19 protein-coding genes are annotated in these 18617 nt (G+C 72.7%); 10 read left to right on the top strand and 9 right to left on the bottom strand.

What is annotated here, in order from left to right; genetic code table 11:
* Positions 1-122 precede the first annotated feature (122 nt).
* Positions 123-1115, bottom strand: coding sequence for a hypothetical protein (locus tag ACLIYP_RS23210; RefSeq protein ID WP_412715058.1), 993 nt, complete (start codon positions 1113-1115; stop codon positions 123-125).
* Positions 1116-1294: 179 nt separating this feature from the next.
* On the opposite strand from ACLIYP_RS23210, the gene ACLIYP_RS23205 reads away from it, so the two are divergent.
* The 9 genes from ACLIYP_RS23205 to ACLIYP_RS23165 all read left to right on the top strand — a co-directional run bounded on the left by ACLIYP_RS23205 (position 1295) and on the right by ACLIYP_RS23165 (position 9236).
* Positions 1295-1576 carry a heavy-metal-associated domain-containing protein gene (locus ACLIYP_RS23205; RefSeq protein ID WP_412715059.1) on the top strand — a complete coding sequence of 94 codons (282 nt, stop codon included), beginning with the start codon at positions 1295-1297 and terminating at the stop codon, positions 1574-1576.
* A 196-nt stretch (positions 1577-1772) separates the two neighbouring features.
* Positions 1773-4046 carry a heavy metal translocating P-type ATPase gene (locus tag ACLIYP_RS23200; RefSeq protein ID WP_412715057.1) on the top strand — a complete coding sequence of 758 codons (2274 nt, stop codon included), beginning with the start codon at positions 1773-1775 and terminating at the stop codon, positions 4044-4046.
* A 117-nt stretch (positions 4047-4163) separates the two neighbouring features.
* Entirely contained in the window at positions 4164-4445 is a 282-nt protein-coding gene (locus ACLIYP_RS23195; protein ID WP_412715056.1) for a metal-sensitive transcriptional regulator, read from the top strand.
* 62 nt (positions 4446-4507) lie between these two features.
* Positions 4508-4876 carry a BlaI/MecI/CopY family transcriptional regulator gene (locus ACLIYP_RS23190; RefSeq protein ID WP_412715055.1) on the top strand — a complete coding sequence of 123 codons (369 nt, stop codon included), beginning with the start codon at positions 4508-4510 and terminating at the stop codon, positions 4874-4876.
* The gene (locus ACLIYP_RS23185) at positions 4873-5775 is read left to right on the top strand and encodes a M56 family metallopeptidase (RefSeq protein ID WP_412715054.1); all 903 of its coding nucleotides are present in this window, start codon (positions 4873-4875) and stop codon (positions 5773-5775) included. Before ACLIYP_RS23190 ends, ACLIYP_RS23185 begins: the two co-directional genes overlap by 4 nt.
* A 197-nt stretch (positions 5776-5972) precedes the next feature.
* The gene (locus tag ACLIYP_RS23180) at positions 5973-6455 is read left to right on the top strand and encodes a GNAT family N-acetyltransferase (protein WP_412715053.1); all 483 of its coding nucleotides are present in this window, start codon (positions 5973-5975) and stop codon (positions 6453-6455) included.
* A gap of 169 nt (positions 6456-6624) precedes the next feature.
* The gene (locus ACLIYP_RS23175) at positions 6625-7536 is read left to right on the top strand and encodes a class I SAM-dependent methyltransferase (RefSeq protein ID WP_412715052.1); all 912 of its coding nucleotides are present in this window, start codon (positions 6625-6627) and stop codon (positions 7534-7536) included.
* 105 nt (positions 7537-7641) lie between these two features.
* Complete coding sequence (locus tag ACLIYP_RS23170; protein WP_412715051.1) at positions 7642-8697, top strand: helix-turn-helix transcriptional regulator; 1056 nt, start codon at positions 7642-7644, stop codon at positions 8695-8697.
* A gap of 71 nt (positions 8698-8768) precedes the next feature.
* Positions 8769-9236, top strand: coding sequence for a Fur family transcriptional regulator (locus ACLIYP_RS23165; RefSeq protein WP_245770355.1), 468 nt, complete (start codon positions 8769-8771; stop codon positions 9234-9236).
* Here the strand turns inward: ACLIYP_RS23165 and ACLIYP_RS23160 are convergent.
* From ACLIYP_RS23160 to asnB, 6 genes are all read right to left on the bottom strand, one after another.
* Entirely contained in the window at positions 9227-9439 is a 213-nt protein-coding gene (locus ACLIYP_RS23160; protein ID WP_412715050.1) for a hypothetical protein, read from the bottom strand. The genes ACLIYP_RS23165 and ACLIYP_RS23160 overlap by 10 nt on opposite strands.
* A 189-nt stretch (positions 9440-9628) precedes the next feature.
* Positions 9629-11044, bottom strand: coding sequence for a D-inositol-3-phosphate glycosyltransferase (mshA, locus tag ACLIYP_RS23155; RefSeq protein ID WP_412715049.1), 1416 nt, complete (start codon positions 11042-11044; stop codon positions 9629-9631).
* 136 nt (positions 11045-11180) lie between these two features.
* Positions 11181-12758, bottom strand: a complete 1578-nt coding sequence (locus ACLIYP_RS23150) for a class I tRNA ligase family protein (RefSeq protein WP_412715048.1) — start codon at positions 12756-12758, stop codon at positions 11181-11183.
* Between the two features lie 23 nt (positions 12759-12781).
* Entirely contained in the window at positions 12782-13510 is a 729-nt protein-coding gene (locus tag ACLIYP_RS23145) for an SDR family oxidoreductase (protein WP_412715047.1), read from the bottom strand.
* A gap of 86 nt (positions 13511-13596) precedes the next feature.
* Positions 13597-14580, bottom strand: a complete 984-nt coding sequence (locus tag ACLIYP_RS23140; RefSeq protein WP_412715046.1) for a PrpF domain-containing protein — start codon at positions 14578-14580, stop codon at positions 13597-13599.
* Entirely contained in the window at positions 14577-16385 is a 1809-nt protein-coding gene (gene asnB, locus ACLIYP_RS23135) for an asparagine synthase (glutamine-hydrolyzing) (protein ID WP_412715045.1), read from the bottom strand. The genes ACLIYP_RS23140 and asnB overlap by 4 nt, the downstream gene beginning before the upstream one ends.
* Positions 16386-16529: 144 nt before the next feature.
* Here asnB and ACLIYP_RS23130 point away from each other — a divergent pair, with 144 nt between their 5' ends.
* Positions 16530-17270 carry a PIG-L deacetylase family protein gene (locus ACLIYP_RS23130; RefSeq protein ID WP_412715044.1) on the top strand — a complete coding sequence of 247 codons (741 nt, stop codon included), beginning with the start codon at positions 16530-16532 and terminating at the stop codon, positions 17268-17270.
* Between the two features lie 53 nt (positions 17271-17323).
* On the opposite strand, the gene ACLIYP_RS23125 is transcribed toward ACLIYP_RS23130, so the two are convergent.
* The gene (locus ACLIYP_RS23125) at positions 17324-18028 is read right to left on the bottom strand and encodes a maleylpyruvate isomerase family mycothiol-dependent enzyme (protein ID WP_412715043.1); all 705 of its coding nucleotides are present in this window, start codon (positions 18026-18028) and stop codon (positions 17324-17326) included.
* Positions 18029-18033: 5 nt separating this feature from the next.
* Positions 18034-18617, bottom strand: a 584-nt coding sequence (locus ACLIYP_RS23120) for an adenosylhomocysteinase (protein ID WP_412715042.1), incomplete at its 5' end; no start/stop codon positions are given.

Here is an 18617-nt window from a genome sequence, read left to right as displayed (position 1 = left end):
GCGGAGGACGGCGAGGGCGGAGCCGGCCGGGCCGGGCCGGGACAGCCGAGCGGCGGGCCCGGTGTCGCACCGACGAGCCCGCCGCTGCCGGCGGGAGGCCGCCCGCGGCCGGGGGCGCCGGTTCAGTGCTGGTGTGTGCCGTCGTCGTGGCCGGTGTCCGCGTCGCCCTCCTCCCGGGCCTCCTCCCGGGTCTTCGCCGTGCCGTCGGCGGTGACGGTGAAGGCGGCGGTGCGGACCTTCCCGTCGTGCTTGAAGTCCAGGAAGAGGCGGTAGGAGCCGCTGCTGGGTGCGGTGGTGGCGAAGGAGACGGTGGGGCCGGGCTCGGTGGCGCCGTCACCGGGCTCGCCGCTCGGGTGGACGTGGAGGTAGGCCAGGTCGCCGGCGCGCAGGGCGACCAGGTGGCCGTAGGCGCCGAGGTAGGGCTGGAGGTCGGTGACGGGGCGGCCGTCCTTGGCGACCTTCAGGTCGAGGGTGCCGGACGCGCCGGGGCGCAGGGAGCCGTCGAGGGTGACGGTGTAGCCGTCGACGGTGGCGGTGCGGGACGGCTCGGGCAGCGCCTTCGGCTCGTACTCGCCGACGGCGGCGAGGTCGGCGCCCAGGGTGAGGGGCTTCGCGCCCTTGACGGCCGGGACGAAATCGGCGAAGACGCGGTAGCTGCCGGCGGCGGGCAGGTCGACCGGAACGCTCCAGGCGCCGTCGGCCCCCCGCTTCGGGTGCAGGTGGCGGTAGACCGCCAGGTCCCGCGAGGCCAGGATCAGGTGGAGCTGCTTGCCGTGCTCGGTGCGGTAGGAGGTGAGCGGCTGCCCGTCCTCGTCCCGGACGGTGAAGCTCAGCTCCGTCTCCTCGCCCGCCTTCACGCGCGAGGTCTCCAGGTCCAGGGTGTAGCCGCCCTCGGAGATCTGCAGGCCGCCGGCCTGCGTCTCCCCGTGGCCGCCCTCCCCTCCCCCGTGCCCCGGCGCGGCGTCCTGATGGCCCGCGCCCGCTCCGTGGTCGGCGTGCGCCGCGTGGGCGGGTTCGGTGGAGACGGGGTCCACGGCGTTCCCCACCCCGTACGCCGCCCCGAACGCGGCCGCGAGCGCGGCGGTGAACGCGGTGATCTTCAGCCCGGTGTTCATGGTGCTCTCACCCTCCTTGAACGTGCCCTGCCCAATCAGGTCTCGATACGAAGCATATACCCCCGAGGGGTATGCGCAAGCGAACGGCGGGGACTTGCCAAACATAGGGGAGGGGGGTATACATGACGACACCAGGGATACCCCCCTGGGGTATGAACGAGATCTCTCGGAGGAACACCATGTCGTCCTGCTGCACCCCCGACGGAAGCTGCTCGACCGGCACCACCCAGACCGCCACCGTCGAGGGCACCACCACGGTCTACGCGGTCTCCGGCATGACCTGCGGCCACTGCAAGGCCACCCTCACCAAGGTCATCGGCGAGCTCGACGGCGTACTGGCCGTCGAGGTCGACGTGGCGGCCGGCCGCGTCACCGTCACCACCGCCGGCGCGCCCGACGACGCCCGGATCGCCGAGGTCGTCGACGAGGCCGGGTACGAGCTCACCGGCCGGGCCGCCTGACCCCGCCCCCGCCCCGCGCCTCCCCGTGCCGGGCCCCCCGTACGGCGGGCCCGGCACCCGCCCCCGTACGGCGGGGCGAGGAGCGCGACCGCGGCCGGCGCGGTCACCGGCCGCGGACTCCCGGCCGGGCCGCCCGGCCTCCCTTCCGTCCACCACACCGCACCCAGCACCCGTCACTTCTGTCCGAGGAGCAGTGATGACCACCACCGCCAGCGAAGCAGCTGAGGTCGAACTCGCCATCGGCGGCATGACCTGCGCCTCCTGCGCCGCCCGCATCGAGAAGAAGCTCAACCGCATGGACGGTGTGAGCGCCACCGTCAACTACGCCACGGAGAAGGCCAAGGTCACCTTCGGCGAGGGCGTCGGTGTGGAGGACCTGATCGCCACCGTCGAGGCCACCGGTTACACCGCCACGCCCCCCGCCCCCGAGCGCGAGACGGCCGGCGGCTCCGGCGAGGCGGCCCCCGCCGCCGACGAGGGGGACGAGCTGCGGCCGCTGCGGCAGCGCCTGGCCACCGCCGTGATCCTGGCCGTGCCCGTCATCGCGCTGGCCATGGTCCCGGCCTGGCAGTTCACCTACTGGCAGTGGCTGTCGCTGACCCTGGCCGCCCCGGTGATCACCTACGCCGCCTGGCCCTTCCACAAGGCGGCCTTCACCAACGCCCGGCACGGCGCGGCCACCATGGACACCCTGATCTCGGTGGGCACCTCGGCCGCCTTCATCTGGTCCCTGTGGGCGCTGTTCTTCGGCACCGCCGGAACACCCGGCATGACCCACCCCTTCGAGCTGACCATCGCACGCACCGACGGCGCCGCCAACATCTACCTGGAGGCCGCCGCGGGGGTGACCGCGTTCATCCTGGCCGGCCGCTACTTCGAGGCGCGTTCCAAGCGCAAGGCCGGCGCCGCCCTGCGCGCCCTGCTGGAGCTGGGCGCCAAGGAGGTCACCGTCCTGCGCGACGGACGCGAGGAGCGCATCCCCGTCGCCGAACTGGCCGTCGGGGACCGCTTCCTGGTCCGCCCCGGCGAGAAGATCGCCACCGACGGCACCGTCGTCGAGGGCTCCTCGGCCGTGGACGCCTCGATGCTGACCGGCGAGTCCGTCCCCGTCGAGGTCGGCGTGGGCGACGCGGTCACCGGCGCCACCCTCAACGCCGGCGGCCGGCTGGTCGTGCAGGCCACCCGCGTCGGCTCCGACACCCAGCTCGCCCGGATGGCCAAGCTGGTCGAGGACGCGCAGAACGGCAAGGCCGCGGCCCAGCGCCTGGCCGACCGCATCTCCGCGGTCTTCGTCCCCGTCGTCATCACCCTCGCCCTGGGCACCCTGGGCTTCTGGCTCGGCAACGGGGCGGGCTGGACCGCGGCCTTCACCGCGGCCGTCGCCGTCCTGATCATCGCCTGCCCCTGCGCCCTGGGCCTGGCCACCCCCACCGCCCTGATGGTCGGCACCGGACGCGGCGCCCAGCTCGGCATCCTCATCAAGGGCCCCGAGGTCCTGGAGACCACCCGGCGCGTGGACACCATCGTCCTGGACAAGACCGGCACCGTCACCACCGGGAAGATGACCCTCCTGGCCGTCCACACCGCCGAGGGCGAGGACGAGGCCGAGGTGCTGCGCCTGGCCGGCGCCCTGGAGCACGCCTCCGAGCACCCCATCGCCCAGGCCGTCGCCACCGGGGCCGCCGAGCGGGTCGGATCCCTGCCCGCTCCGGAGGACTTCGCGAACGTCCCCGGGCTCGGCGTCCAGGGCATCGTCGACGGCCACGCCGTCCTCGTCGGCCGCACCCAGCTCCTGGACCAGTGGGCCATCGAGCTGCCCGCCGACCTCGCCCGTACCCGGAACGACGCCGAGGCCCGCGGCCGCACCGCCATCGCCGTCGCCTGGGACGGAGCCGCCCGCGCCGTCCTGGAGGTCGCCGACGCCGTCAAGCCCACCAGCGCCGAGGCCATCACCCGGCTGCGCGCCCTCGGGCTCACCCCGATCCTGCTGACCGGTGACAACCGGGCGGTGGCCGAATCCGTCGCCCGCGAGGTGGGGATCGACTCCTCCGGGGGCCGGGTGATCGCCGAGGTCATGCCCCAGGACAAGGTCGACGTCGTCAAGCGCCTCCAGGACGAGGGCCGCTCCGTGGCCATGGTCGGCGACGGCGTCAACGACGCGGCCGCCCTGGCCCAGGCCGACCTCGGCCTGGCCATGGGCACCGGCACCGACGCCGCCATCGAGGCCGGCGACCTCACCCTCGTCCGCGGCGACCTGCGCGCCGCCGCCGACGCCATCCGCCTGGCCCGCAAGACCCTGTCCACCATCAAGTCCAACCTCTTCTGGGCCTTCGCCTACAACGTCGCCGCCCTGCCGCTGGCCGCGGCCGGACTGCTCAACCCGATGATCGCGGGAGCCGCCATGGCCTTCTCCTCGGTCTTCGTCGTCGGCAACAGCCTCCGGCTGCGCCGCTTCCGCGCCCAGAGCTGACAACCGCACCCAGCGATCACACAAGCCGCACCACGTTCGGGGGCCGGGGCACACCGCCCCGGCCCCTTCTTCTCACCCATGCCCTTTACCGCCGGATTCCCGTGAGACGAGGCGACGATGACCGGTTACGAGAAGCACAAGGACGACATCCTCAGGCGCTTGCGCAGGATCGAGGGCCAGGTGCGCGGGCTCCAGCGCATGGTCGCGCAGGACACCTACTGCATCGACGTGCTCACCCAGGTGTCCGCGACGAACGCCGCCCTCCAGTCGTGCGCCCTCGCCCTCCTCGACGAGCACCTCAACTGCTGTGTCACCGAGGCCATCGGGCACGGCGGGGACCGGGCGAGGGAGAAGGTGACCGAGGCCTCCCGCGCGATCGCGCGGCTCGTCCGGTCGTGACCCGCGGCATGGACGTACGATGTGGCTCGGCCGCGACCGCACGGGCCGCAGGAGGGGGAAGGGTGCGCCGGCTGGGCGAATTGGAAGCCGAGATCATGGACCGGCTGTGGCGGTGGCGCAGGGCGGCGACCGTGCGCGAGATCGTGGACGACATCAACCTGACCCGGCCGGTGGCCTACACGACGGTGATGACCGTCGCGGACATCCTGCACCGCAAGGGCCTGCTCCGCCGGGAGAAGGCCGGGCGCGCCTGGATGTACGAGCCGCTCCACAGCCGCGAGGAGTACACGGCCGACCTGATGCGCGAGGCTCTGGGACACACCGAGGACCGCCGGACCGCGCTGATGCGTTTCGTCGAGCACATGTCGTCCGAGGAGGTCGAGGCGCTCAGGGCGGCACTGCGCTCCACCGGGCGGGACCCCTCCCTGTGATCTACCACCTGCTGCCTCCGCTGGGGATCGTCCTGGGTGCCGGGGTGGTCGCTCCGCTGCTCCTCGCACGCGCCCGCTGGGCCCACCACGCACCGAGACTCGCGATCGGCGCGTGGCTGGCCCTGGCGGGCGCTCTGACGTTCTCGGGAGGACTCCTCCTGGCCCAGCTGCTGCTGTCCCTGGCGGGCGGGCAGGGCGTGCTGGGGCTCCTCGTCGCGTGCACGGCCGAGCCGGAGCGCATACCGGCCGACCGGTACCTGCCGGTGGTCGCGGCGGTCGCGGCGGTCACAGCGGCCGGGCCTCCCTGCGGGGCCCTGGTCCGGGAGTACGTGCGCACGCGCAGATCGCGCGCCCGGCACGCGCGGATACTGCGGCTCGTCGGCCGGAGATCGGCACGGCTGGGCGTGACGCTCCTCGACCACGAGACACCGGCCGTCTACTGCCTGCCCGGCAGGCCTCCCGAGATCGTGGTGAGCTCCGGAGCCGTAAGCACCCTGAGGGCGGGGGAGCTGTCGGCGGCGGTCGAGCACGAGCGGGCGCATCTGGCCGGGCGGCACCACCTGCTGTTCACCGCGGCGCGCGCCCTCGGCTCCGTGTACCGCCGGCTCCCGCTCGGCGGCGGCCTGCGCCGCGAGGTGCCCCTGCTCCTGGAGATGGCCGCCGACGACCGCGTGCTGCGGCGGTGCACGCGCCAGGAGCTCGCGGCGGCCCTCTACGAGACGGCTGCCGGGCAGGCTCCCAGGGACGCCTTCGCCCTGGGCGGGCTGTCGGCCGTGCAGCGGATGAACCGCATTCTGGCGACCGACCGGCCGCGCTGCCCCGTGGCGCGGGGCACGTTCACCGTCCTGGCGTCGGCTCTGGCCGTCATTCCCCTGCTTGCCGCATGCTGCTCGCTCTAGATTTCCCCTACTGATTTACTAAGTATTTTCGTAGACCTCTCGGGGCGCAAAGCGGGAAACTTTTCAAAACCTCGAAAAACGGCCGGAAAGAACTCGGACAGATTCCATGGGGGCTGTTTGTCCGGCTGTCCGCAGGTCTATTGTGGGCCGTTGTCGGGCCGCTTCCGCCCGCGGGAGGGATGAACGTCATGGGCCATGTGGCAGTAAGGCCGGCCGTCGAGTCCGAGGCCCCCTCGGTGTCCAGGATGATCGCGGATTCGCTGCGGAACGGCTATCTCCCACTGCTCGGAAAAGCCGAGGTGGAACGCCTGGTCGGCCGCTACTGCTCGCTGTCCCGCATTCGCACGGAAATCGGCGCCCCCGGCAGTGGACCGGGCTGGCTCGGATGGCTTGTCGCGGCGGAGCCCGACGGTGACGTACTGGGCGCGGCGGCCGGTGGCGTGGCCGAGGCGGGAGCCGGTGAGGTGTACTGCCTGTGCGTGACCGCGGGCCGCCGGCGCGAGGGCATAGGAAGCGCACTGCTGGAGGCGGTGAGCGAGCAGCAGCGCGACGCGGGCGCCCGTCGTCAGATGATCTCCCTGCACTCCCCGCGGGACCCGCTTCTGCCCTTTCTGAACCGGCACGGTTTCCGGCCTTCGGAAGAGGGGGCCGGCGGCATGCGTTACGCGCGCCCCCTGTGAGCCCCGCGCCGCCCCGGGGGTGGCAGATCCACGCCATCGCGTGGACACGCAGCGGTTCCGGCTGGCTCCCGGCGCAGCCCGCGGGCCAGGATGCCTTCGAGGCGCGGTCCCGGCGGCACGGGCACCGCCCCCGGACGGCAGGGGCACAGCCGAGAACCCTGGAGGGGCGATGGACACGCACAGGAGCACCGCCGTGTCGGCTCTGCTCGATCTCTCGGACGACGACATGCGCGCCACTCTCCCGGAGACGGAGTGCGATGGCGCCGACCCCCTGCCGTCCGTGTCCCCCGAGGACGGCTCCGGCGCACTGTGGCTGCCCGGCCTCGAGAACGTGTCCTCCCAAGGCCCCGAGGACGTATGGCTGCACGACGCCCTGCTCGGGCCGCACAGCGCCGACATCGTCGGTTACCTGGGCATGGCCCGCACCACCGGCGGGCCGGTGCTCGACCTGGGGTCGGGCACCGGCCGGCTGGCCGTTCCCTTCGCCCGGCACGGTTTCGCCGTGGCGGCGGTGGACCGGGACCCCCACAGCCTGCGGCGGCTGCGGCGGTGGGCCCGGCGGATCGGTCCCCGCGCCGACCGACTGGTGACCACGGTCCCCGCCGACCTGGCCGGGCTGCGGCTGGACGGCCGGTACCAGCTGGTGGTGCTGGCGGGAGCGATGATCACGGCCGTTCCCCCGCAGGCGCGGCCCGTCCTGCTGCGCGAGATAGCCGCCCACCTGGGCACGGGAGGCGCGCTGGCCCTGGACTATCCGAGCCACGCGCTCACGGGGCTGGCGGAGCGGCCCCGGCGCACGTTCGCGTTCCGGGTGCCGCGTTTCGACGGGGTGACCGAGACGGTCGTGGCCAGGCAGGTCTTCGACCTGGCCGGGATGCGCGAGCGGATCACCTACCACTGCCGGTGCTCCACACCGCACGACATCCACCTCCGGACCCTGACCACGCGCAAGTGGCTGATCGACTCCGAACGCCTGGCACATGACATCCGCAAAGCCGGAATGCATATCGCCGACCGGCGCCCCCACCGGATCGACTCCGTGACCGAACATGTGCTCTTGATTTGCCGCGCCGACGCATGATGGGGTGACCGGGGCCGCAGAACGGTCGGGAGTGGGGCCTACCCCGGAACGAGTGCACGGTCACATCGGAGCGCGGTACGGGTAGACGAGGGGGATCACCGCAACGTGTCCAGATCCGGTTCCGGCGGACGTAGCGGCTCGCAGGACACCGCACTCCGCCTCTACCAGGCGTTGCGGGCGCGCGGTGCCGCGGGATTCGCCGCGGTGGCCGCCGACATGGGTCTCAAGGAGCACGAGGCCGCCCGCCACCGGGAGGAGTTGGAGCGCCTCGGCCTGGTCGTGCCCACCGCCTCGCTGCACACCACCGGTCTGGAGGCGAATCCCGGCTGGCGGCACGAGGAGGACGAGGACGCCGTCACGGTGATAGCGCCCGAGGTGGCGCTCCTGCGCGTGATGGCGCACGAGCGGGACATGCTGCGCGAGCGGCTGCGGCAGGCCGACGAGGCGCACACCAGGCTGGAGAAACTGGCCGACCGCTTCCTGCGGGCCGGAGCCGTCACCGGCTCCGAGGTGGAGGTGGAGGTGCTCACGGACTACCGGCGCATCCAGCAGGTCGTCGAGGACGTCGTGGACCTCGTGCACGACTCCGTGGCCTCCATGCACCCCGGCGCCATCGACACCAGCACGCTCGACCGGTCGCTGGGCCGGGACAAGCGGCTGCTGGAGGAGGGGGTACGGGTGCGGGTGATCTACAACCAGCGGTTCGCGTCCGTGCCGACGCTGGCGGACTTCTTCAGACGCCAGGTCGAGGCCGGCGTCGAGGTCCGCCTCTCCCCCGTCGTGCCCATGAACATGATCCTCGGCGACCACCAGTTCGCACTGCTTCCGGCCAATCCCGACGACCACACCGCGGGCGCGATCCTGGCCAGGGGGCCGGCGCTGGTGCGGTCCTATCTGGCCGTCTACGAGTACTGCTGGCACACCTCCTCGGCGTTCGGCGAGGAGGAGAACGCCGAGCGCGGCGGCGACGGTCTGACCGAGCAGCAGCGGGCGGCGCTTCGTATGCTGGCCACCGGCATGAAGGACGAGAAGATCGCGCGGAACCTCGGCGTGTCGCTGCGCACCGTCAGCCGCCTGCTGTCCGAGGTGATGCAGGAACTGGGCGCCGGCAGCCGCTTCGAGGCCGGGGTGAAGGCCACCCGGCTGGGCTGGCTCGATTAGCACACTGCTCCTGTCCGGCCAAGATGTACGATGGTGGAAAACTTTTGGTCGGATCAGTTGACCGGGATCAGTTGACCGGGATCGGCTGGCTGGGATTGGTTGGCGGGGACATGAAGCGCGATGTACTGCCGGAGCAGCGCGAGGCCGCGATGCAGCAGCTGCGTGATGTCGGCCTGCGGGTCACCGGGCCGCGGCTGGAAGTCCTCAAGGTGCTGCGGGAAAACGACCACATGGAGGTGGAGGAAATCACCTCCACCGCGCGCGAAAGGCTGGGAACACTCACCAGCCAGGCGGTCTACGAGATGCTGAAGCATTTCCTCGACACCGGGCTGGTGACGAAATTCGACCGCCCCGGACTGCCCGCCGTCTTCGAGCTGGCCTCCGAGCCCCACCACCATGCGCTGTGCACGCGTTGCGGGCGGGTGGCCAATGTGGACGTGCAGGCCCCCACGCCTTCGCGCAAGGGCCTGCACGGCTGGCACGTGATGGGCGCCGAGCTGGTCTTCAAGGGCGAGTGCCCGGACTGCCGTCAGTCCTGAGCCGGGGCCGGCGGCCAGTCGACGTTGCCGTCGTACGGGGAGACCGGCGGCCAGTCGACGTCGGCGGCGGAGGCCAGGACGCCGAGCCCGCCCGGCTGCTCGGACAGGGCCGCCATCGCGGCGGCGCCGGCCACGGACGCGCACAGGATCGCGGCGACGGCCAGACGGCGCAGGGCGAAGGAAATTCCGCTGTACGAGGGCATGGTTCCTCCAGGGTGATGGACGGGGTTTTCGCCTCCCCCTCTCCCGTGCCGCCGGGAGTTCCTCGGGGTGACGTTTAAATAATCCCGCCTCACAACTGTCCGATCCAGAGATATCGCCGTCGCACACACGCCATGGCACAAGCCTGTCAAAGCCCCGGCGAAGCGGAATCACCGAATTCCACCACTGAATTAATCAGCGATTCCATTCACACCAATATTTGAACCGGTAAAATCTATGGTAGAATCGCCGGTGCGGCTCTCTCCCTTGAGCCGGCGGGGCCCTGGCACCTCCAGGGACAGGTTCCCGCCCGGGCAGGGGCGTGCCGCCGCCCCTGCCCACCCGGGCCGCGCCGTCTCGACCGCGCGCTCGTACACGGCGAGCGTGCGGGCCGCGGCCGGGTCCCAGGCCATGCCCGACGCGTACCGGACTCCGGCCTGCCCCATGGCCCTGGCCAGTTCGGGCGCACGGGCCAGGGTCAGCAGCTGGCGGGCGTAGTCCCGCGGACGGTGTCCCTGGACCAGCAGGCCCGTCACACGGTCCCACACGGCGGTCGGCAGCCCGCCCACCTCGGCGGCGAGCACGGGGGTTCCGCAGGCCTGGGCCTCCAGGGCCACCAGACCGAACGACTCGCTGCGCGAGGGCATCACCAGCACATCGGCGGCGCGGTACCAGTGGGCCAGCGTCTCCTGCCGTACGGCGGGCTCGAAGCGGACCACGTCCGCCACGCCCGACGCGGCGCACAGCTCCCCCAGCCGTTCCGGGGCCCGCAGCCCCGAACCGCTCAGGCCGCCGATCACGGGGACCACCAGGCGCCTGCCGAGCTCCGGGTCCAGGCGGACGAGTTCGGCGACCGCCTCGACCAGCACGTCCGGCCCCTTCAGTGGCTGTATGCGCCCCACGAACAGCGGCACGAAGGCGTCCTGGGGCAGGCCCAGGAGGCGGCGGGCGGCCCGCCGGCCCTCGCCCGGGTGGAAGGTGCCGAGATCGACGCCGGGGTGCACGATGTCGGTGCGCTCCCGGGCCGCCCCGTACAGCCGCCGCAGCGCCGCCGCCTCGTCGGCCGTGTTGGCGACCAGGCGTTCGGCGGTGTCGACGATCCGGTGCTCGCCGAGGATCCGCTCCAGGGGCTCGGGGCTGTCGCCCTCGGCGAGCGAGGCGTTCTTCACCCGGCCCAGCGTGTGCATGGTGTGCACCAGCGGAACGCCCCATCTGCGCGTCACGGTCCGGCCCACCTGCCCGGACAGCCAGTAGTGGGAGTGGACCAGGTCGTAGGGGCGGCCGCCGTCCTCGGCCGCGGTGCGCAGCAGCGCCCGTGAGAAGTCCTCCAGAGTGCCGGGGAGCTCCTCCTTGGCCACGGCCCGGCACGGGCCGGCGTGCAGATGGCGCACGGTCGTGCCGGGTGCCATCTGCACGCGCGGCGGCAGTCCCTCGCCCCGGCACCGGGTGAAGACGTCGATCTCGGCACCGAGCCGGGCCAGGCTTCGCGAGAGCTGGACGATGTAGACGTTCATCCCGCCCGCGTCGCCCGTGCCGGGCTGGTGCAGCGGCGAGGTGTGGACACTGAGCATGGCCACGCGAAGCGGCCGTGCGGTGGTGGCGGACACGTGTTTTTCTCCTCGGCGGTCGGGCCGCGCGCCGCCCTCGCGGAACCGTGGCGGCGCGCGGCAGACGGAAGGGCTCCGGGGCGTGAAGCCCCGGAGCCCGGTGGGGAAGTACCCGGAAGCGGAGGGTCCGGAGGGTTCAGAAGCCGAAGACCGGACCCGACGGCGGCGACAGCCTGGTGCCGGCCGCGGGAGCGGTGAGGGCCTCGGGGCCGACGGCGCGGCCCGCCGGCAGCCCGAGCGCGGACGCCAGCCGGTCGGCCCCCTCCGGCATCACCGGGCGGGCCCACGCGGCCAGCGCCCCGGCCACCCGCAACTGGGCCGCGATCGCGGGTTCTCTGCGGTCCGGGCCGGCAGGGCCGTGCCACCGGTACCCGTTGGCGTGGCCGAAGTCGTCGGCGGAGCGGACGACCTCGTCCAGCAGCGCGACGGCGCGGCGGGGGTCGAACGACCGGGGGTCGTACGCCTCGCGCAGTTCCCCGGCCGTGCGGATCAGGCGGTCGTGCAGGATGTCCCAGCCCGCTCCGCCGGGGGCGGCGTCGGGCACCAGGCCCGCGGACTCCTCCCGGACGGCGGCGAAGAGCCTGCCCAGCCAGTCGTTCCAGGTGGAGTCCAGCCACTGCCGCGTGCACTCCAGGTCCGAGTGCCGGAACGGCGCGGCCCCGTCCGTCGGCCGGCACTGCAGCACATGGCGGCGCAGGGTGTCGGAGCCGAACTCCGTGAGCAGGTCCAGGGCCCAGAGCGCGGGACGCCGGCCGGCGGGCCCGTCCTCACCGAAGCGGAGGGTCTCGTTGACACGGAACGAGTGCCTCAGCTTCACCCCCTGGGCGAGGACGAGGACGGGCAGCAGCACGGCCTGGCAGAAGACGTGGCCGGCGCCGCAGAAGTGCACGGTCTCCTCCGGCGCCGCCCGGTGGTCCGGCCAGCAGCCGTAGAGGTGCATCGCGACGTCCTCGAAGCAGACGTCGATGCGGTGGCCCTCGAAGTCGTCGCCGGGGACCGGCAGACCCCACTCGGCCGGATGGCACACCGCTATGTCGGGCAGGCCGTCCTCGGCCAGCCCCTCGCACAGCGCGGCGACCCGCGGCGGAAGGTCGCTGCCGCGCCAGTGGTCGGCCAGCCGGTCGCGGAAGGGCTCCAGCGGCAGGTACAGGCGGCGGCAGCGGCGGAGCACCGCCGCGGTGCCGCACAGGGAGCAGCACGGCGAGAGCAGTTCGCCGCTGTCGTTCGGCCGGGCGCAGGCGTGGCAGACGCCCGCACGGCAGGGCTGCCCGCAGTGCGGGCACTCACCGGTCGCATGGGCCCCGTACAGCCAGCGCCCGCACGGTTCGCAGTAGGGCATCAGCCTGGTCCGGGCGGCGATGACGCCGTCGGCGCGGAGGCGGGAGAAGAGGTCCTGCACCCACCGGCGGTAGCCGGCGGACGAGCGCGGGTCGGTGATCAGGTCGAACTCGACCCCGGCGCGCAGCAGGTCGGCGCATATGGCCTGGCGGTACCCCTCCGCGACCTCCTGGGGCTTGCGTCCGTCCCGCAGGGCACGCAGTTCCACGGAGCTGTTGTGGTCGGAAGTGCCGGTGACGAAGAGTACGGGCCGGCCGTCGGCGCGCAGGTAGCGGCTGAGCACGTCGGCGGCGACATAGGGTCCGGCCAGGTGCCCGATGTGGAGTTCGCCATGGGAGGCGGGCGGGGTCGCGGTGATCCAGAGCCGGCTGCTCACGGACGGACCTCCTTTCCCGCTGGTCAGCGGGGCTCGAAGTGGAAGGAGCGGATGAAGCAGTCCCGCGGCTGCTCGACCGCGTAGACGATGCATTCGAAGAGCGCCTGGGTGGTGAGTTTCTCGTCGGGGTCTCCCCCTATCCCCTCCCACTCCACCGACCGGGGGTCGGAGGTGGAGAAGTCGGGCGGGTAGAGCGAGAAGACGCGGACGCCCGAGGACCGCAGCCGGTGGGAGAGGATGTCGGCGAATCCCGCCTGTGCGCTCTTCGCCGCGTAGAAGGCGTCGTGGGCCGTCGACCTGCCCGCCGTGTCCGGGCCCCGGACCGCGACCATGTTGACGATGTCGGGGCGCTGGGACGCGCGCAGCAGCGGCAGGAAGTGCTTGACCATCAGCACGGTGCCGCCCGCGGTGGATTCGATGGTCTCCACGATCTGGTCGTCCGAGGCGTCGTCGAGTTCGACGCCGTCGAGCCACCGCGCGCCGTTGTTGACGAGCAGGTCGACCCGGCCGGTGTGCTCGCCCACCCGGCGGGCGAATTCCCGGATCTCCGCCGGGCGGCTGAGATCGCAGCCGAATGCGTGGATACGTTCGCGGGCCGACCCCATGACATCGGCCAGGGTCTGCTCGGCCGCTTCCACCGTACGGGCCGAGACGAATACCTCGGCGCCCAGATGCGCGAAACCGATGGCGAGCGCACGCCCGAATTCACGGGAGGCGCCGGTGACGACGACACGCAGGTTATCGAATTTCATTCCGCCCAGCTCTCCCCGGTCGGCCAGATGTACTTGGAAAGCCTGACAGACGGCGGGGAGGATGGCCGCACGGAGGAAAGGCAGGTTCACGCAGTGGCGTGGACGCGCCACGGCAGGTGCGGGTCCGCGCACAGCACGCGGACCCGTCTGCCGCCGATGCCGACACGGCGAAGGCGCCGGAAGCGCCCGCCGGCCGTGTCGGCGGTCTCCAGGCCGACCGGCACGGTGCCGGACGGGGTGTCGACGAGAACGGAGTCCGTCCCGCATCCGGCCGATCGCGCCAGACGGTGCGGGACCGTTCCCTCGATGGCGGAGGCGACCGCCAGGCAGGCGAGCCCGGTGAGCGCGAACGCGGGGTGCCACCCCGGCTCGGTGAGGGATCTGGCCACCAGCCGCCCCTGCCGGCCGGCGCTCACCGCCGCGACCTTGGGCAGCAGACTGCCCGCGGGCAGTCCCAGTACGACGCGCGCCGCGGCCCGCAGCCGCTCCAGACGCGCAAGGGCGTCGGAGCCCGCATCGAACAGCGCCCGGGCTCCGTGCAGTCCCAGGTCCGCGGCGTCGACGAACAGATAGGGGTTGCCGAACCGCACGGCGGAACCGAGCAGCACCCCCTCGTCGGTGATCAGGGCGTCGGTGGCCCGCCCGGTGGGCAGCAGCCGCGGCAGCGGAAGCTCCGCGCCCGGCAGGAGGTGCAGGGTGTGGGTGCCGTCCCGGGCCCGCTCGCAGACCGCCCCCTCCCCGGTGTTGAGGACCCGGACCCGCAAGGGCCCCTCCACCGTGCCGGTGGCGGCCGCGGCCAGCAGGGAGTGGCCGCAGCCGCTGTCGAAGGCGAACTTCCGCGGATCCCGCGCGAGGCCCTGGACGAAGCGGTAGTCAAGGTCGTATCCGGGCAGCGGGGAGGGCCGCACCAGGGCGAACTTCAGGATCGGGCCGTACCCGGCGCCCTCCAGGGACAGGCGCATCCGGCCCAGGGCCGCGCTCAGGCGGTCGCGGTCCGCGGGGAGCCGCTCGGCGTCGAGCACCAGGGTGGGTCCCGGCGCCCCCTCGGCCATCGCGATGTACGAGGTCATGCGGCCAGTCCGGCCAGGGACCGGACGCGGGGCGCCGACGCCCGCAGGGCACGCAGCTCCTCGCTCCACAGCTCGTGGACCAGCAGGGCCCACAGCGCGGTGGCCGTCACCGGGGAGGGCTGCCGCCGGTGGGCGGCGAACAGGTCGTTCACCCCCTGCGCGCACAACCGGCCGTCGCGGCGCAGGTTCCCGGAGGACAGCATCTCGTGGGCCAGTGCCATCAGGGGCGTGCCGCGCACGAGCATCGCGTCGACGGGAAGGTGGAAGGGCTGCTTGGGGCGGCGGACCACCGCCTCCGGCAGCAGCCCCCGGGCCGCCGCGAACAGGGCCCGCTTGCCCGTGCGCAGACGGACCGGGAGCCGTCGGGCCAGGGCCGAGACGGCCGGCTGGAGGTAGGGCATCCGCGCCTCCACCGCCCAGGCCATGCTGAGGTGGTCGACGCGGCGCAGATGGTAGGCCGGCAGGCGCTGCAGCGTCTCGAAGGCCGTCAGTGTGGCGTGCCGACCGCCGGCCGCCGACCGGAGCTGTTCGGTGATCCGCTGCTCGGCCGGCCCCCGGTCGGCGAGGAAGGCGCGGTAGTCGGAGGTGTAGAGCGAGTCGCGCAGGGCGCGGGGAACCGCGGCGAGCGAGGCGACGTACGGGGTCACCCAGTCCGCGTCGGCCGGCGCTGCCAGTGCGGCTCGCATCCGGTCGTACCCGGCGAAGAGTTCGTCGGCGCCGTCACCGGTGAGGGCGACGGTGAACCCCTCGGCGCGGACGGCGCGGAACAGTGCGTAGGTGCTGAGCGTGATGGGGTCGGCGTTGGGCTGGCCCAGATGCCACACGGTCCGCGGCAGCAGCTCGGCGAACTCCCCCGGGTCCACCTCGATCTGGTGGTGGACCGTGCCGCTGCGGCGGGCGACGGCCCGGGCGAATCCGTCCTCGTCCCCCGGCCAGTGCCCCTTGTAGGTCAGGTGGAAGGTGTGCAGGGGCTCCCCCCTCACCTGCCGGGCGTGTTCCGCGGCCAGCGCGGTCACCAGACCGGAGTCCAGGCCTCCGCTGGTGACGGCGCAGACCGGGACGTCGGCGCGGGCCAGCGCGCGCACCTCACGGCCCAGCACGCCCAGCAGGTCCGCGCCCGGTCGCTCCTCGCCGCGGGGCTGCCGGCGGTGGACGCGCAGGCCCCCGCCCGGGTCCGCCACCGCGGTGGCCCCGGGGGGCAGGGTGCGGATTCCGCGCAGCGCGGACTGCTGCCCCAGGCAGGTACGGGTCGTCAGGTACTCGTCCAGTGCCTCCTCCCGCTGCACGGCGGGCACCTGCGAGAACGCGATCAGGGCGGACAGCTCGGAGGCGAAGTACACGCCGCCGTCCGGAGTGGCGTGGTAGTAGAGCGTCTTCATGCCGTGGTCGTCGGTGGCGAGGACGAGCCGGGGCTCGGGACCGCGCAGATCCACCAGGGCCACGGCGAACATGCCCTCGAGCAGGCCGGCGAAGGCCGCGCCGTACTCGGCGTAGAGGGCCGGCAGCAGGGTGCCGTCGCACTCGTCGGGGAAGACGTGCCCCCGCTCCCGCAGGCGCCGGCGCAGTTCGCGGTGGTTGTACAGCTCGCCGTTGAAGACGGCGACGACGCCCGGCGCCGTGCCCAGTTCGTAGGGCTGGGCGCCGCCGGCCGGGTCGGTGACGGCGAGCCGGTTGCACCCCAGCGACCACCCCGGCCCTCTCCTCATCCCGTGGGCGTCGGGCCCACCGTGCCGCTGACGGCCGGCGACGGCAGCCAGGTCGTGGACTGTCGCACCGGCAGCGAACGAGCCGAAGATCCTGCACATGGCGGCCACCTCCGAACACACCACATCGGATGGAATCAATGATTTGAATCTACCAATTCTTTGTCCGGCGCGAAAGTGTCATGGCGCGAACCGGCCATGAGCCACCACTTGTCGCCCCGGCCCCGCTCCCAACAGGCTGGCCGCATGAGCGACTCCGCCTTCGGCACGGCCACCAGGGGCGCGCCCGACAGCCTGCTGGTCGTGGCCGCGCACCCCGACGACATCGAGTTCTGTGTGAGCGGGACCGTCATGCAGTGGATCGACCGCGGCACACGGGTGACCTACTGCATCGTCACCGACGGCGACGCCGGCGGCTACGACGAGCGGCTGCCGCGGCAGGTCATGGCCGATCTCCGCCGGGCCGAGCAGACGCACTCCGCCAAACTCAGCGGGGTGCAGGACGTCCGGTTCCTCGGCTACCCCGACAGCAGGGTGGAGCCGAGCGTGGAACTGCGCCGCGATCTGTGCCGGGTCATCCGCGAGGTCAGGCCGCAGCGCGCCATCATCCCCAGTCCGGAGATCAACTGGGCGCGCGTCGCCGACCTCCACCCCGACCACCGTGCCGTCGGGGAGGCGGCCCTGCGCTCGATCTACCCCGAGGCCCGCAACCCCTTCGCCCACGCCTCACTGCTCAAACACGAGGGGCTGCGGCCGTGGACCGTCCCCGAGACCTGGCTGATGACCGGCCCCAGCCCCAACCAGTTCATCGACGTCACCGCCGTCTTCGACCGCAAGGTCGACGCGCTGCGCATCCACACCTCGCAGACGGCCCACTTCGAGGACCTGGCCGGACTGCTGCGGGAATGGCTGGCGGAGCACGCCCGTGCGGGCGGACTGCCGCCCGGAAGGCTCGCCGAGGCCTTCCAGGTCGTACGCACGGCATGACCGGCCGCCCCGTCGCGGGGCGGCCGGTCTTCGGCGTTCCTGTCCTGCGGTGTTCAGCCGTAGATGACCAGTTCGCTCTCCTCGGCGCCGTCCAGCACGTACCGTGCGCCGACCACGGGGCGGCCGGAGTAGAGGCGGACCAGGGTCGGGACGTCCGTCTCCAGACGTGCCGGCGGCCGTCCTTCCACCGGATTGCCCAGGGAGAGCCTCCTCGCCGGCGGAGCCGGTGAGGCCGGTGAGCGGGTCTCCGGGGCCGGGAGGCCTCCCCCGCCGCCGAGAACCGCCTCCACCCGCGGAGTGGAGCGGACCCGGCTGGCGACGGTGAGGATGGCCAGCGCCTCGGCCGCCCCCGGGCCCTCGTAGGCCCCCGGCCGGCCCAGGGCGTCACGGACGTCGCCGGCGTGCACCCACTCCCCCAGCGCGATCACGTCCAGGTCCCCGTCGGACGCGGCGATCACCTTTCCCGCCTCGGTGAACCCCTCCTCCAGTTCGTCCAGGATCCGGGAGACGCTCCAGTCGCGGCGCTCCCGCACGTCGGCCGCGTTCGCCTCGGGCGTGAAGGCGCCCTCGAGCCGGCCCTCCACGATGCGCAGGAGGGCCGCCGAGCAGTGCGCGAGCACCTCGCGCACCGTCCAGCCCGGGCAGGCGGTGCGGCGCTCGTACTCGTCCTCGGCCGTATGCCGCAGCAGCGGCAGCAGGGCGTCCCGTTCGGACAGCAGCAGCCGGTGCGGCAGCCAGGGGTCTCTCGTCTCGGCCATCGGTGTCAGTAGCGGTAGTGGTCGGGCTTGTACGGACCCTCCACCGGCACCCCGAGGTAGGCCGCCTGCTCCGGACGCAGCACGGTCAGCCTCGCCCCCAGCGCCTCCAGATGCAGCCGGGCGACCTTCTCGTCCAGACGCTTGGGCAGCACATACACCCCCACCGGATACGCGTCCGGCTTGGTGAACAACTCGATCTGCGCGATCGTCTGGTTGGCGAAGGAGTTCGACATCACGAACGACGGATGCCCGGTGGCATTGCCCAGGTTCAGCAGCCGCCCCTCCGACAGCACGATGACCGCGTGACCGTCGGGGAACGTCCAGGTGTGCACCTGCGGCTTGACCTCGTCCCTGACGATCCCCGGCACCGCCGCCAGCCCGGCCATGTCGATCTCGTTGTCGAAGTGCCCGATGTTGCCCACGATCGCCTGGTGCTTCATCCGCGCCATGTGCTCGGCCAGGATGATGTCCTTGTTGCCGGTGGTGGTGACGAAGATGTCCGCACTCTCCACCACCTCCTCCAAGGTGGCCACCTGGTAGCCGTCCATGGCGGCCTGCAGCGCGCAGATCGGATCGATCTCGGTGACGA

The organism is Streptomyces nanhaiensis (assembly GCF_046614825.1).
Lineage (GTDB): Bacteria > Actinomycetota > Actinomycetes > Streptomycetales > Streptomycetaceae > Streptomyces > Streptomyces radiopugnans.
The sequence above is the reverse complement of the archived record's forward strand: the minus strand, read 5'-3'. Positions and strand labels throughout refer to the sequence as shown.

Excerpts from the sequence above, each read along its gene's own strand:
- ACLIYP_RS23125 (WP_412715043.1), bottom strand. The coding sequence starts at position 18,028 with ATGGCCGAGACGAGAGACCCCTGGCTGCCGCACCGGCTGCTGCTGTCC.
- ACLIYP_RS23205 (WP_412715059.1), top strand. The coding sequence starts at position 1,295 with ATGTCGTCCTGCTGCACCCCCGACGGAAGCTGCTCGACCGGCACCACC.
- ACLIYP_RS23140 (WP_412715046.1), bottom strand. The coding sequence starts at position 14,580 with ATGACCTCGTACATCGCGATGGCCGAGGGGGCGCCGGGACCCACCCTG.
- ACLIYP_RS23200 (WP_412715057.1), top strand. The coding sequence starts at position 1,773 with ATGACCACCACCGCCAGCGAAGCAGCTGAGGTCGAACTCGCCATCGGC.
- ACLIYP_RS23145 (WP_412715047.1), bottom strand. The coding sequence starts at position 13,510 with ATGAAATTCGATAACCTGCGTGTCGTCGTCACCGGCGCCTCCCGTGAA.
- ACLIYP_RS23195 (WP_412715056.1), top strand. The coding sequence starts at position 4,164 with ATGACCGGTTACGAGAAGCACAAGGACGACATCCTCAGGCGCTTGCGC.
- ACLIYP_RS23210 (WP_412715058.1), bottom strand. The coding sequence starts at position 1,115 with ATGAACACCGGGCTGAAGATCACCGCGTTCACCGCCGCGCTCGCGGCC.
- ACLIYP_RS23175 (WP_412715052.1), top strand. The coding sequence starts at position 6,625 with ATGGACACGCACAGGAGCACCGCCGTGTCGGCTCTGCTCGATCTCTCG.
- asnB (WP_412715045.1), bottom strand. The coding sequence starts at position 16,385 with ATGTGCAGGATCTTCGGCTCGTTCGCTGCCGGTGCGACAGTCCACGAC.
- ACLIYP_RS23160 (WP_412715050.1), bottom strand. The coding sequence starts at position 9,439 with ATGCCCTCGTACAGCGGAATTTCCTTCGCCCTGCGCCGTCTGGCCGTC.
- ACLIYP_RS23130 (WP_412715044.1), top strand. The coding sequence starts at position 16,530 with ATGAGCGACTCCGCCTTCGGCACGGCCACCAGGGGCGCGCCCGACAGC.